Consider the following 14,109-nt stretch of genomic DNA (forward strand, 5'->3'; position numbering starts at 1 on the left):
CACCTGTTTATTTATCGCGTGTTATTCACCACACGGGAACCGCTATTGACTCAATTTAAAATCAATGGTCTGGCGCGCACGTTGCGCCTCGGGTTTACCATTCACAATTTTCGGGCGGAATTTCCAGCGCTGCATGGCTTGAATGGCGGCCTGATCAAATAAGCGCGGCGGGTTGGATTCAAGCACTTGCACATCGGCCACTGTGCCGTCGGGGCGAATGGTTACCGCCATGGTCACCTTGCCTTCCAGCTTCGCTTGCTTGGCCCGCTGTGGATACGCAGGCGGTACCCGCACCACCGGAATCACATCGGTATCAAAACCGGACATGCCATCACCGGCGGCAAGGGTGCCGAGAAATGGCCCCGAACCGCCGCTGACTTGCGTACCGATTTTGGGCATATCCATACTCAAATTGGTATTGTTGGCCATCATCTGATTACTCAGGTCAGGCACATCCGGCGGTGTTTCTGGCGGCGGTGGTGGCTCCGGCAAACGGCGATCTTTGGTATTTACATCGTCGTTGCTGGTATCCACGCGCACAAAATTTAAATAGGTGTGATTTTTATCCGGCTCGGCAAACATGCCGTCTGTCGCGATCAATGCCTGCATGGCGACAAACACCAGCAGCCCAAGCACTACGGCTGCTACCAGGCTGAAGCTGTATTTCGCAAGCATTAGTCATTCTCCGACGCAACCGAAACCGATGTCGCACCGGCGAGGCGCGCCTGATCCATAACATCAATCAAGGTGTGAGTATTGGAATCCTGATCGGCCACAATAATGACGGACGCACCGGGGTTTTCAGCGAGGGATTTTTCCACGTTGGCGCGAATCGCACGCTTATCAATTTGACGTTTATCCATAAAAATTTGATTCGCGGCCGTAATGCCAATTTGAATTGCATTGGATTCAGTAACCACCGAGGTTTTCGCCTGCGGCCGTGTGACATCCACGCCCGATTCTTTTACAAACGTAGAGGTAACGATAAAAAAAATCAGCATGATAAACACCACGTCAAGCATGGGTGTTAAATCGATTTGCGCTTCATCTTCTTCATTCATTAAAAAACGATTGTCACTCATAAAATTCTCACTTGTCTAAAGGCGACCGTTAATGAAACAGTGGCATTGCCGCCGCGTTTTCGCGCAGCTCGCGCTGGTAGCGGCGATTTAATTCGGTCATAAAAGGAATGCCCACGAGTGACAGCACCATACCGGCCATGGTGGGAATAGTGGCCGCACTCACACCATTGGCCATCGCGCGCGGGTTGCCTGAGCCGAGGTAAGCCATGACTTCAAATACCTGAATCATGCCAGTGACCGTGCCGAGCAAACCCATCATCGGCAAGAGTGCAATCAACGCGGGAATTAATTTCATGTTGCGCAACATTAAACAATCCAACTCCGACAACAATTGTTTGCGCTGCTGCTCGGCAAACCAGGAGGATTTATCGCTGCGCGCTTGCCATGCCGCGCGATTGCGCGCGCGGAAGGCCGGGTATTCACGCAGGTAAAACCAGTAGCGCTCAATAATCAGAAAAAATAACCAAAAACTGATGAACATAATTGCCCAGAGCACATTGCCGCCGGTGTTGAGAAAATCACCGAGAGATGTAACTAATTCCATGACGGCGTACCCCCGCGTTAGGCTTTGGACTGGGCAATATCAACCGCTTTTTCAGCGATCATGCCCGACGCTTGTTCACCAATCACTTTGCTGAGTTGTTGCGCGCGGCTGCTGAGCATATTGCTCGATAACAACAGCGGAATCGCCACCACCAAACCTTGCACCGTGGTCACCAGCGCTTGCGAAATACCACCGGCCATGAGTTTTGGATCGCCTGCACCAAAGAGTGTGATCGCCTGGAAGGTGCCGATCATCCCGGTCACAGTTCCCAACAATCCCATCAGCGGTGCAATCGCGGCGAGCACTTTAATGGTGGACAACCCTTTGCGCAGTTCAGCCAAATCTTTGAAAATAACTTCATCGAGTTTTTTGCTGAGCACATCCAAATCTTTAAGGTGTTTGTTTTCGTAGTAAGCCAGCATCATCCGCCCCAAGGGGTTGTCATTGGCCGCATGATCCATATCTTTCAATTGTTTTTTCATCAGTGCCGATACTCGGCCCAATTTGATCATGCGTTCAAGCACCACCAGCAGCCCGATAAAACCCAGCGCAATAATGGCGTAACCCACTTCTTGCCCCTGATCAACACGCTCCATAAAACTGGGCGATTGCACCAGCAAGCCGAGCAGCGCACCGCGCGATGGATCGAGCGCAAAACCTACCGATGTATCGCCGGATGCCTCACTCAAATCGGCGGCTGTTGCGCGAATTGCACCGCTGGGTTGGCGCGCCAGTTCAACCAGTTGTTGACTATCGGCCACGTAATTTAAATATTTGTCGTCGGCAACAATATTGAATGTACCTACACGGGTTACCGGCGCGGTATAAGCTTCGCCATCAGGTTTTATCACGGTGGTTTCAAAACGGCTCACCGATCCCGACAGGGAAATTTCCTGCAGCATCAAACTCCACAGTTGTTGCATTTGGGTGATGGTGGGAACTTCTTTGGTTTCTGCGAGGGATTCCAGCAGCGCAATACGCTCCGGATGTTCTACCGAAATTACCGAGTCAAATAACATTTGTTGGGTATCGCCCGCCATTTGACGAAATACGCCGAATAATTCACCCAGATTGCCGGTGCGTTTATCCAATTGGGTGGACAACTCTGCCAGCTGGGTTTCGTTAGCATCAAACACCAATTGCATTTCAGCGCGCAATTTTTCTTGCGCTGCCAATTTGCCTTGCACCTCTGCCAACATCGCCTGCTGTTCGCCGGCGGCCGCGCGGAAACGCTGCTCGCGCTCGGTATTGTGCGTGGCCTCGGCAGTGACTTCTTTGTTGATTTGTTGATACAGATCTTGCAATGAATTAGCGGTTTGCGCCTGGGCACTGATACTGGTGGTCAGCGCAACAACACCTGCCGCCATGCCAATGCTAACCAGCGCATTGGCAAGTATATTTTTCAGCGATACACTTTTTACAAAAGCGCTTTTCATAAAAATGCTTTTCATTAAAAAGCGTGGAGCAAATTTCAAAGTAGGTTTCATAAACGGAATTCCTTACTTGGCAGGCACATTAACGGGGAGCGTTAACAACTCAGGCGGTGTTTGTTTGCGCGCAATACGCAAACCATCGCGAACTGCAGTGCGATAACTGGCGTCAAGCATTTCCCAGGAGCCGCGTTTGCCATTCCAAAAACCGCTCTCGCTGCCGTCCAGTGTTTGGTAATACAAGCCCACGCGACCCACACGTAAAAAATCCACACTGCGCGCCGCATCGTTTACCACTAATTCACCGCGATAAGCTTCAATCGTGCGGCCGTATTCCACTTCCACCAAATAGGCTTCCATAATGCGGCGATATTTTTCACCGGCGGTGACATCGGCGCGATCAATCAGCGTTTGCAAATTAGCCACGCGCTCTTTGCGTTCATCTTTTAAAAACGGCACATCGGCTTCCACCAAATCGGTGAGCGTTTTGGTCATTTTTAACATCAGCGGCAAGGCACCGGTTTCGATGGTGTCAATTTCACTCGTCTGCCGCTGAATGCTGGAAATTTCATTTTTTTGTGAGGCGATCAGTTTTTCCATTTGCTGGTTGTAAATGGTCAAACTTTCCAACCGCTGGGAGGCAGTGCGATAGGTTTGCAATGCATCTACCGTTTGATCGGCGAGTTTGTCGATGCGCTGCTGACTGGCAGCCGCATTTTTATCAATTGTTTCCTGCTTTTGCAGGCTGTCTTCAACGGCAAAAGCCGGATGCGCGAGCAGGGTAACCGCCATCAGTGCAGCGCCCAGGGGTTTACGCAAAACCATAATCAACCTCAATCAAATTGCGGGGCTCATACGAGCCCCCTGTAACATGAATTAAAACTTGAAGGATGCAGACGCAACAAAGTGACGCGGCAATTCCGGCAGGACGATGGTGCCACCAAACAGATCCGGGAAGTTCGCGCGGAAGTAGCGCTCATCCGTCAGGTTTTTACCTTGCAGGCTGAATTTCCACGCATCCACATCAAAACTAATACCGGCGTTAAGCAAGGTGTAAGACGGCAATTTCACCCCTTTGGAGAAGCCGGAATAAGTGGCATCGGCGTGCACCGTACTCGCTGTTACACGCACACCATTTCCAAAGTCATAGGCACCGGTCAGGCTGTACATGTTTTCCGGAATACCGGATTTGGTTGCATCGTCTTCATTGCCCACCAGCGTTAAACCTTGCATCACATAACCGTAAAACAGTGATGGATCGGTTACGCCGGTTAAATCACCTGCGCCCATAAAACCGAACTGGGTACCGTTCTCCAAGGCGGTGAGGTTAGTGATTTCCAAATGGGTCATAGCAGCGGTCAGCGTGAAATTACTGGTCACCAAAAAGCGCGCTTCCAACTCATAACCTTCGGATTGTGTAGTGCTGTTACTCACCTGATCTTGCGCGCTGTAATTAGTGCGGATCTGATCAAAATAGGCAGCGGCGACATACAAACGGTCATCAAAGAAACTGCCTTTAACACCCACTTCTTCCAACTCGGAATCAGCCAGGGCATTGCCGGCCGCCAAACCATTGTCGAGCGTAATCAAGCCGGGAGAAATTTCTGAACCCTGTCCCATCACGATGGTGGTTTGTGTTGATTTGGTGATGTAAGGCGTAAAACCAAAATCAGTTTTGTAGGAGAGACTTGCCGTCCATGAACCACCTTCGTCTTTATCCTCACCCACTACATCGGCAGTCGCGCCGCGAATTTTTTCAGCAACGGTGGTGGATTCCATATCCAACAAGTCATAGCGCGCGCCTAGCAATACGCTGAGTTTTTCTGCAACGGTATAGTCCGCTAAAAACGCCATACCGTAGTCGGTGTAATCGCCCACTAAATAGTTGGAATAATCCGAATCGGTTACAGTTGCCAATAATTTGCGATCAATACCATTGGAGGGTTTGGTCAAATCGCGACGGTCAAAATATTCGTAGTTGAAATCATCACCCTGTTTAAAATCGGTGTAGCGAATACTGGGCGATACTTGATAGCTGCCTTTTAACCAATCGGTGTGTTCAGTGTTGAAGGCAAAAATTAATTGATCTTCAAACGCGTAGCTGTCCACAAACTGTGAAAAGCCATACGCATTTTCATTAATGTTTTCGAGGGATTCATAAAACATTTTGTTGGTGATGCTGAAGCTGTCGCTAACATCGTGGATCAGATCGAAATACAGGGTTTGTACCGTAGTCACCAACTGGTCTTCCGGTGCCACCATGGTTTGGCTGCCACTCAACTTGGTCGTGCCTGGGTTCAGCAGTGCCCACTGGGGCGCCATGCTCGCATCGGTTGCAGAAGAACCGGGTACAAAAAAGTTACTGTAATTTGCAAAACTATCTTTCCACACATCAAATTCCGCGGGCGAGTTATAGCCATCGCCGTCGGTATCCACTGAGGCGGGCGAACCGGTGATGTAGGTACCGTTATCAATCAGGTCTTGCGTCAAACGGTTCCAACCTGCCACTTGGTTGCCGTCGTATTCGTGATACATACCGCCAAATTCCACGCGGGTTTTATCGCTCAAATCCATGTTGAATGACGCTTGTAAAATATTTTGGTCAGTGGCGGAGTTTTCATAATAACTGCCGGAATTTTCGGTTTCGGCGTAAACGTAATAACCGAGTTTTTTATCGCCAATTTCTGCTGGGCCACCCACTTCGGCGGTGAGCACATTTTTGTCCCAGGTGCCGCGGGTGATAGAAATTTCGCCCGCCGGTTTATCCAAATACTGACCGGTTTCTGCACGCGCTGACTTGGGTTCAAAGTTGAGGAAGCCACCAATTTTTGAAGGGCCATAAATCGGTGATGCGGGGCCGCGCACAATATCGATACGGTCAGTGGCGCCAATTGGCGTTGGGTAGTTACCAGGGTTGTTCACACGACGCACACCACGGAAATAGACTTCACCGGGAGTACCGCGTACATCCAGTGAACCTGCCACACCAAAAAAAGATTGGGTAAATGCACCGGGGGAAATTAATACCAGATCATCAATATCGTTGATGCTGAAATTTTCCATCATATCCGCGCTCACCGAAGTGACGCCGCGCGGTGTTTCCAAAATCGTTTTACCAAAACCGAATACCGACTTAACCGGCTCGGTGGACATCACACCCATGGTGTCTTCTACCTGGCCTTCGGCTGTGTAGGTTTCCAACTCCACTACTTCATCTTTTTTAGCCTCTTGCGCCAACACAGCAGGAGCAGCCACAACGCAGCCAAGGCTGATCAGTAACGCGAGTTGTTTCGGTTTGAATCGTTTGTGCATGATCATGAGGGAACACTCCAAGGGTCTAATAATGATTGCCTGAAACACAAACCAGATTTAGCAAGCGCTGTGCCATTTCCTGTCCGATTGGTTACATTTTTGATTAAAATGATTTATATCCTTATTAATCAACTGGTTATGAATCATAAAAACCGGTTCACTTGCTCATTAATCGATGAATACCAATTTGAACAGCGAACCACAGGAAAAATAACGATCACTGATGAAGCAAAAACACGCGCCATGCACCAAGTAAAAAAGCCAACTTGGTGCACAGCAAAAATTTAACGCCAATCACATAACGCATAGCGTTTGCAGGTGAAGCCGTAGGAGACAGGAGCAGCCGCCGTTAAGCTGGCAATACCCTTGGAGCGGAATTGTTTTTCAAAACGGGCGGCGCGGGTGTTATAGGTGTTGAGCAGTTGTTGTTTGATATCCTCTTCCACAAAACTGTATTGCAATGAATTGCGACTGAGTAATAACAACTCCTCCCAGGACAAATTAAATTCCTTCACCGCCACAAAAAATTCGTCGGTAATATTGGAGTCCCACATGCCGCGATCATCGGTGGAAAGCGCAACCGGAATGCCCAAGCGCAAATATTCGGGGAAAGGATGTTGTGAATAATCGCTCACGTATTCGAGCAATAAATTGGAAATTAAATTAATTTCGATCAGGTAGGGGCCGTGGCGCATTTCGCGCAACAAATCTTTGTCGGTAATTAAATTCACACCGTGACCAATACGATCAGCGCCGAGCATCAGCGTATCGCGAATATGGTAGTTGGGTTCGTCCACCTCACCAGCGTGTACCGACAAACGCACATTGTTGTATTTGTGGCGCAGCTCGCGCAGGGTTTGGGTAAAACGCAGCGGGTAGCCTTTGTCATTGTCCTCACGCCCCACCATGTTCACCGCCACATACAAATCACGGTGGCGCGACACTATGTCGTAAGAGGCGCGCAACTGGTCTTCTGCACTCGGTACAAAGCGCAAAATGGAATCCTGAAAACGCACGGTAACACCGGTTTTTTTCGCATCGGCCTGGGCTAAACGCTGACGAAATATAGCCACGGCTTCATCTTCGGTGAAGGCTGTGCCATCCGGTTTAAAATAACCACCCGCCTCTACCATCGCCTCCAAATAAATTAAACCTTCGTTGCCAAAGGCTTGCATATTTTTATACAGCACTTCCGCGATTAAATAGGGGCTGTGTAACAACTGATCCAATCGCTGCCAATGGGTTTGAAAAAATTCATCGCGCCCTTCGTGTTCGTGATTGAGCATTACACTTTGCACCCAGGCAGCTTTTTCTTTTTCGTCCAGCTCTTCCAGGCGTTTGTATTCCGCTTTTTCACACTCCGGCAATTGCTGGTAAGACGCCTCGGTTAAATTATTAAACAACATTAAATAAGGGCGACGCACAAATTCATTGTTGCCAAAATCGCGGCAATTATTGATGCGCACTTTGGTATAAAAACGATAACCGTGTACTTTTTGCGACAGCGCCAGGTCGTACCACCAATCCGACAATACCGCGCCGCTAATATGGTTGTGCAGGTCGCCACCTTTGGGCATGGCATATAAAAAACGGTATAACTCTTTATCCGTTGCCGTGGATTTAAATTGTTCAAACCAGTGATCTTTGGTAATCACCCGGTCACTGGCGGGGCTACTGACCAGCGCATGGGCATTTAGGCTAGTCAGCCCGGCAAGTGCAATAAGCGCAGCAAACGCAAGGTCGCGGCCTGCACCACAAAGGCTATTCATAGGAAGCAATTGCATAAGCGAGTTCTCTAACAGTTCGGGGGGTTGATATAAAGAAAGGAAGCCATCCCCCAGCCCAATGCAATTGTGATACCAGCCAGCGGCATTTGGCGCCAGCACAAGACAGCCCTGTCATTCCCCCCGCAAATAACCTGTCCGATTGGACAGGTTATGCTTTTATCTGGTGCATGCCATTGCGGATTTGCCCAGTAATATTGCGGCCTGTACCGGAATCACAGCGTAAAACCTAAGGCTGGACGATGGCACAGAATTTGATACAGCCGCTCAAGACCCAACTGTGGAATGCATCATTCAACCTGTGGAATTTTGTTATGCCCAACACCACTGACACCCGCCCCTACCCGCGCGACTTGCTTGGTTATGGCCGCAACCCACCACCCGCCAACTGGCCGGGCGGTGCGCGTATTGCGGTGCAATTTGTGCTGAATTACGAAGAGGGAGCGGAGAATTGTGTGCTGCACGGCGATGCCGCATCGGAAACTTTTTTGTCCGAAATTATTGGCGCGCGCGCCTTTGAAGCGCGTCATATGAGTATGGAATCACTGTATGAATACGGCAGCCGCGCGGGTTTTTGGCGATTGCACCGTTTGTTTAATAAATATCAATTACCGGTGACAGTGTACGGCGTGGCCATGGCACTGGAACGCAACCCCGATGTGGTAGAAGCCATGCTCGAATCCAATTGGGAAATTGCCAGCCACGGTTACCGCTGGATTGATCATCAATTTATGCCAGAGGAAATTGAACGCGAACATATTCGCACCGCGATTGACATCCACACCCGCGTCACCGGTTCGCGCCCACTCGGTTGGTATACCGGGCGCGACAGTCCCAACACGCGTAAATTGGTCATTGAACAAGGCGGATTTTTATATGATTCGGATTCCTACGCCGATGACCTGCCCTATTGGACGCAGGAATATGCGCAGATCAATAACGGCAAGCCGCATTTGATTATTCCCTACACCCTGGACAGCAACGATATGCGCTTCGCAGCAACGCAGGGTTTTAATTGCGGCGAGCAATTTTTTACTTACCTGAAAGACAGTTTTGATGCGCTTTACGCCGAGGGTGAATTTGCCCCAAAAATGTTAAACATTGGATTGCACTGCCGCATTATTGGCCGGCCCGGGCGCATTCAAGCGCTGGAAAAATTTATCCAGTATGTGTTGCAACACAACGATGTATGGGTCTGTCGGCGCGATGCAATTGCACGCCACTGGCACACACATCACTACCCGGCAGGAGCAGCATAAGATGGCGCCGCGCCCGCAGCTCTCTCACAGCCACAACCACAAACACAGCAACTATTTTTTTTCACGTTTTTTATTATTGATCTGTTTGCTGCTGATCTTTATCGGCCTGCTCAGCATTAGCCAAACCTTGCAGGCGCAAAGCTGTAAATTACCGGATCACGCCGCCACCGATTACGACTTTGACATGGCGACCGATAGCTTCGGCCCCAACCCCGACGCCAGCACTGACTATTACAAAATGGCGGTGAACTGGTCAGAAGATTACTGCAAGCGTATTAACATCAATCTCGCTACCGAAACCGACCCCAGCAAATTGGAAAAATTACAGCGGGATAATGAGTTCCAATGTTTTTCCAAGCAGAATTTTGGCTGGGTATTACACGGCGTTTGGGCTTCCTCCTGCGATGGAAAAAGTCTGGGGCGTTGTACGGATTTAAAAGAAATAAAAAAACACCCGCGCTTTTGTGCTGGCGATTTACCAGCACTGCCCTACGCCGACATTGAACCCTATTTATGTATGTCGCCGAGCGCTGCACTGCTACAAGCGGAGTGGGAAAAACACGGCGCCTGTGATTTCAACTCTGCCACCGCTTATTTTGAAAAATCCCAACAGCTGTTTACCGCATTGCGCTACCCACCACGCAACATGAGCCACAAGCAACTCGATCGCTGGATGAAACAAAACAACCCGCCGCTTGCCAACAAACGTCTGTTGTATCGCGGCAGTGAAATGTATATCTGCTACAACACAAACTTTGAATTAATCAGCTGCCCACGGCGCAATTGAACAACCAGATCACGAGACTTTTATGTTTACTAACTCATTAAAAACCTTGTTTAAAACCAGCTTATTAACCAGTGCCTGTTGCTTGAGCGCGTGCAGCTCCATGGAACCCGGTAATAGTGCGCAAGCGCAACCCACTTATGAACGATTAAACGCCGTCCTGTGGATGCAAACCTCCGCTGAATATTATGCGCTCACCCAAAGTGCATACACCCAAGCCACCAGCATGGTGGATAAAGCCTTGGCAGACAAATACTGGAGCGCCGCACAAGAACAAAGCGGTGACTACAGTAAATTACCGCCCGCGATTATTTTGGATATTGACGAAACTGTATTGGACAACCTGCCCTTTCAAGCGCAGTTAATTAAAGACAACGCCCCGTTCACGCAAGAAGCATGGGACAAATGGACCAAACTTGCTGCCGCTGAACCACTGCCGGGTGCTAAAGCATTTTTGGATTATGCCAGTGCCAAGGGAATTACTATTTTTTATGTCACCAATCGCGATGCAAGTCAGGAAGAGGATACGCGCACAAACCTGCGGCAACAAAATTTGCCCCTGCGCGATGACATTGATGTAGTGCTCACCCGCAATGAAAATCGCTGGAGCTCATCCGATAAGGGCGCACGCCGTCATTACGTCAGTCAGGATTTTAGAATTATTGCGCTGGTGGGCGATGACTTTGGCGATTTTGTTTCAGGCGCAAAAGGCACCGCCGAAACCCGCGTAGAACTGGCAAAAAATAGTGCGGCAGCTTGGGGCAGCAAATGGTTTTTAATTCCCAACCCGGTTTACGGTTCCTGGGAAGCCGCACTGTTTAATCACGATTACACTACGCCGGTTAATGAAGTCACTGGGTTGAAATTTAAAAAATTACAGGGGTTTTAAGATTATTAAAAATCTAACAACTAAATCAAAAAATCTCTTCATATAAATATGAAGAGATTAGGTATGCTTCTGTGGCTTAACTCTGAAATGATAAAAATCCCAAAAATGAATCGAATGAAGCAGTTGGCTATGATTTATAGGCTTCGGGGTAAAGCTCTTTATCTACCTCAATCAAATATTTTTTTAATTCCAGTTCGTCGGGAGATGCAAACTCTCTTGAAGAAATTATTCCGTAAGTGAATGATTTTCCTTCTGGGAGCGAGCTACGAGGATTTTTTCCTTGTTTGGCACAACTGGCAATAAAGTTAAGCTGAGCCAATATTGATTGAATAGAAGGATCATTTGTATTTATGATCTTTTGATTAGTAAATTTATCTATAGCTTGAAGCGCTGCTCTTTCAACATTCAAAAGATTCATTTCATATCCACTTCATATTTATACTAAAAATATTTTTTTCATCATTCATTAACAACTGAATACCAGTCTATTACACATGTAAATATTCAAATATTAGTGGAAAAACTTCATGAGTAACATAATGCAAAAAACGTGCGATTTTGGTGACCAGAGCAGGGGAAGTCGGTGAGGATATTTTAGTAAAATGGATACCTCAGAAGACCTAGACTAATTAGCTGAATCAGTTTCTAAAACTGATAACAGGCCCGACAGTCAATTACCTTCGGGCCTCCTATTGATTTATATAGTTTCCCCATCCTGCAAGAATTTAAGTAGAGCCATATCATCAATCGGACCGGTAATGCTTTCTTTAAGTATTGATCCTGATCGCCAAAGCCGCTCCAATGTCTTATAAAGATTATCACTCATAGTACTTGTTATTTTCCACTCGGAAAAATACCTTTCCTTAAGAGCAGGATCAATAAAATCCATAAATGACTCTCTAATACCATCCATATCTTTACTCAAACCACGAAAATTTCCAGCTGCAGCACTAATACCTGAATAATCCCCCTGTTTTGCTTCAGCAATTGAAGTCTTCATATTATTTTTCATATTCAAAAAGTTAGGGATTACTTTTAACTTCCATAAGTGAATATCAGAAGTCACGTTTAAGTACTCCGAATGACTTACCGGTTTTTCAAGAATTTTTTCATAAGCCTCAAATGCCAGTATTCCTGCACTAATAAACTCAATAAAATGTTTTGAATACGCATTCATATAATCAACCGAAGAGAACATTCTTAACAGTAATTTCTCTCTAAGTTTTGAATCTATTTTACACATAAGGCCAATTGGTTAATTTTTGAGTCAACTTTACAGGCGAGCTAAATGCAACATATATTTGCGTTCGACCACCCTCAGATAGCACTTAAACTTTCAAATATCCTTCAAGAAAAATCTGGAATCTTGCTGGCTGAAATTCACCACAAGAAAAAATAAAAATATATTTCCCGCTTTCCTCTATTGAGATATGACCATACAACCTTAACCCTTTCTTTCTTCCCTTGAATATTTTCTCTCCGTCAAATTCAATTACACCAAAATTTAATTCGGACTGTATATTTAATGACTCATCATGAGAGATAATTTTCTCAAGTTTTGAAAAGTCAAACAAATCCGGAAAACTCAGCTTAACTGATGTAACATCGGCAGTAAAAACCATTTCAATATCATTAGCCTCAAGGCTATCACCGTCATAAATTTTTTCATTTAATTTTTCAAACTTCATATCACACTTCCTTTAAGTAACCCTTACTCACCAAATCTTCAATAGTTAACGGCGTTTCTAATTGCGTGCCAAGACCAGCCTGATTAAACCAAGGAATAGCTTTTCCTGCATTAACTTTTGGAATGGGCTTAACCACCGTATATGACTTCATGGTTTTACTTTTAGTATCCGGGGGTAGCGCTCTGTTTTCAAATGGCTCACCTTTATAAGAAACAAAGGTACCAAAATCACGAAACTGGCCAGTATTCCTATCTATAAATCCGCCATAACGATCAATCTGAGTATCTATTTGTAAAGTTATCTCTGACGTACTTATTGCACCTCGATTGGGAGGCCAACCGCCATTGAGATTGTTATCGTTAAATAATGCTTCTAACTCATTCCATTGTTCTTTAGTGTACATCGCATACGCTTGCTCAGATAGCGCATTTCTAACTTCGAATTCTTCTACCGTACTACAAAACTCATCGTATGTAGCTTTCTTTGTTTCATCCTCATCCGATATCACATCACTATTTTTTTCTTTGGATTCAACAGTTGGACTAACCATATTCTGAGTAGGCGTTTCAATTTCCTCTGGATTCCGCGTACCCTCCGGTGCCAAAGGCACTGGCCTATCCGCTGCAGTGGCAGGGAGGAATTCTGCTGCTTTTGCTGGTGGTGCTTTTGGTGGCAAAGGAATTTTATAGGCAAGTAACTCACCCGTCGCGAACAAGTGCAAAGCGTCGGCTAGAGGATTTTGTTTTTGATTAGTGTTGTACAGGTTTTCACTGTTTAAATACGCTAAAAATAGCTGACTACTGATGCCCAACTGATTGAATAATTGCTGAGCAGCATCCGTAGTGTTAATCACCTCGGGTATTAGATCAGTAGCAATGTGCGGATTAGGGCCTTTAATGATACACAAGCCAAATCCATTTTTACCCTTTAATGCACCCGCTGCGGCCAATGTAGGTAACTTATAGATCGCTAGGTCGCCACGCAAAATACATTGGGCAACCGCTTGATATACCTCTCCCGGATGGCTGCTATGGAAATTAGCGCTATGATGGGTGCGATTGAGAATTTGCATCCACTGCTGCAGTGTGACCGGTAACCTGGCAACAAAACGAAAGGTTGAATAGGAATCACTGGAGTAGCGTTTTGCTGAAGATGTGCGAGGAGACCTGGTGCGGGCTGTCAGCTCATAAGACTGGCCGCTCTGGTCTTTAATAACGAGATTTATCACTATGGCATCCCTGTGGTAATTATCTTGATGAAAATTGAAAACGCAGTGTAAGGATTTTATTCAGTATGTCCATAACCGAAGCGCGGCTTATCCTCAAACTGTGAAAATA

At 46.8% G+C, this 14,109-nt stretch carries 15 protein-coding genes; 4 read left to right on the top strand and 11 right to left on the bottom strand.

Features of this window, described 5'->3' with window-relative positions; genetic code table 11:
* Nucleotides 1-42: 42 nt before the first annotated feature.
* The 6 genes from D0B88_RS01615 to D0B88_RS01640 are packed head-to-tail and all read right to left on the bottom strand — an operon-like array spanning nucleotide 43 to nucleotide 6,374.
* On the bottom strand, nucleotides 43-675 hold the full coding sequence (locus D0B88_RS01615; RefSeq protein WP_151054529.1) for an energy transducer TonB: 633 nt from the start codon (nucleotides 673-675) through the stop codon (nucleotides 43-45).
* Nucleotides 675-1,082, bottom strand: coding sequence for a biopolymer transporter ExbD (locus D0B88_RS01620; protein ID WP_151054531.1), 408 nt, complete (start codon nucleotides 1,080-1,082; stop codon nucleotides 675-677). Before D0B88_RS01620 ends, D0B88_RS01615 begins: the two co-directional genes overlap by 1 nt.
* Nucleotides 1,083-1,110: 28 nt before the next feature.
* Nucleotides 1,111-1,626 carry a MotA/TolQ/ExbB proton channel family protein gene (locus tag D0B88_RS01625; protein WP_007639983.1) on the bottom strand — a complete coding sequence of 172 codons (516 nt, stop codon included), beginning with the start codon at nucleotides 1,624-1,626 and terminating at the stop codon, nucleotides 1,111-1,113.
* A gap of 17 nt (nucleotides 1,627-1,643) precedes the next feature.
* A complete protein-coding gene (locus D0B88_RS01630) occupies nucleotides 1,644-3,113 on the bottom strand; it encodes a MotA/TolQ/ExbB proton channel family protein (protein ID WP_151054533.1) in 1,470 nt (489 codons plus the stop codon).
* A 12-nt stretch (nucleotides 3,114-3,125) separates the two neighbouring features.
* Nucleotides 3,126-3,881 (bottom strand): DUF3450 domain-containing protein, encoded by a 756-nt coding sequence (locus D0B88_RS01635; RefSeq protein WP_151054535.1) that lies wholly within the window; start codon nucleotides 3,879-3,881, stop codon nucleotides 3,126-3,128.
* A gap of 51 nt (nucleotides 3,882-3,932) precedes the next feature.
* On the bottom strand, nucleotides 3,933-6,374 hold the full coding sequence (locus D0B88_RS01640; protein WP_007639977.1) for a TonB-dependent siderophore receptor: 2,442 nt from the start codon (nucleotides 6,372-6,374) through the stop codon (nucleotides 3,933-3,935).
* Here D0B88_RS01640 and D0B88_RS01645 point away from each other — a divergent pair.
* Complete coding sequence (locus tag D0B88_RS01645) at nucleotides 6,363-6,656, top strand: hypothetical protein (protein ID WP_151054538.1); 294 nt, start codon at nucleotides 6,363-6,365, stop codon at nucleotides 6,654-6,656. The genes D0B88_RS01640 and D0B88_RS01645 overlap by 12 nt on opposite strands.
* On the opposite strand, the gene D0B88_RS01650 is transcribed toward D0B88_RS01645, so the two are convergent.
* Entirely contained in the window at nucleotides 6,653-8,152 is a 1,500-nt protein-coding gene (locus D0B88_RS01650) for an adenosine deaminase (protein ID WP_157152451.1), read from the bottom strand. The two genes, D0B88_RS01645 and D0B88_RS01650, sit on opposite strands and share 4 nt — an antisense overlap.
* A gap of 314 nt (nucleotides 8,153-8,466) precedes the next feature.
* Here D0B88_RS01650 and puuE point away from each other — a divergent pair, with 314 nt between their 5' ends.
* Genes puuE through D0B88_RS01665 form a run of 3 tightly spaced genes read left to right on the top strand, consistent with a single transcriptional unit; the run spans nucleotide 8,467 to nucleotide 11,084 of the window.
* On the top strand, nucleotides 8,467-9,411 hold the full coding sequence (puuE, locus tag D0B88_RS01655) for an allantoinase PuuE (RefSeq protein WP_151059162.1): 945 nt from the start codon (nucleotides 8,467-8,469) through the stop codon (nucleotides 9,409-9,411).
* A 1-nt stretch (nucleotide 9,412) separates the two neighbouring features.
* The gene (locus D0B88_RS01660; protein ID WP_191966490.1) at nucleotides 9,413-10,198 is read left to right on the top strand and encodes a ribonuclease; all 786 of its coding nucleotides are present in this window, start codon (nucleotides 9,413-9,415) and stop codon (nucleotides 10,196-10,198) included.
* A 22-nt stretch (nucleotides 10,199-10,220) separates the two neighbouring features.
* Nucleotides 10,221-11,084 (top strand): 5'-nucleotidase, lipoprotein e(P4) family, encoded by an 864-nt coding sequence (locus tag D0B88_RS01665; RefSeq protein WP_151054544.1) that lies wholly within the window; start codon nucleotides 10,221-10,223, stop codon nucleotides 11,082-11,084.
* Nucleotides 11,085-11,211: 127 nt separating this feature from the next.
* Here the strand turns inward: D0B88_RS01665 and D0B88_RS01670 are convergent, their stop codons facing one another.
* From D0B88_RS01670 to D0B88_RS01685, 4 genes are all read right to left on the bottom strand, one after another.
* A complete protein-coding gene (locus D0B88_RS01670) occupies nucleotides 11,212-11,502 on the bottom strand; it encodes an immunity protein Tsi6 family protein (RefSeq protein ID WP_007639959.1) in 291 nt (96 codons plus the stop codon).
* Nucleotides 11,503-11,781: 279 nt separating this feature from the next.
* Nucleotides 11,782-12,261 (bottom strand): hypothetical protein, encoded by a 480-nt coding sequence (locus D0B88_RS01675; RefSeq protein WP_151054546.1) that lies wholly within the window; start codon nucleotides 12,259-12,261, stop codon nucleotides 11,782-11,784.
* 151 nt (nucleotides 12,262-12,412) lie between these two features.
* Entirely contained in the window at nucleotides 12,413-12,772 is a 360-nt protein-coding gene (locus tag D0B88_RS01680; RefSeq protein WP_007639954.1) for a hypothetical protein, read from the bottom strand.
* Between the two features lies 1 nt (nucleotide 12,773).
* Nucleotides 12,774-14,000, bottom strand: a complete 1,227-nt coding sequence (locus D0B88_RS01685) for a TNT domain-containing protein (RefSeq protein ID WP_007639953.1) — start codon at nucleotides 13,998-14,000, stop codon at nucleotides 12,774-12,776.
* Between the last annotated feature and the right edge of the window lie 109 nt (nucleotides 14,001-14,109).

The sequence above is a fragment of the Cellvibrio sp. KY-YJ-3 genome (genome assembly GCF_008806955.1).
In the GTDB taxonomy this organism is placed as follows: domain Bacteria; phylum Pseudomonadota; class Gammaproteobacteria; order Pseudomonadales; family Cellvibrionaceae; genus Cellvibrio.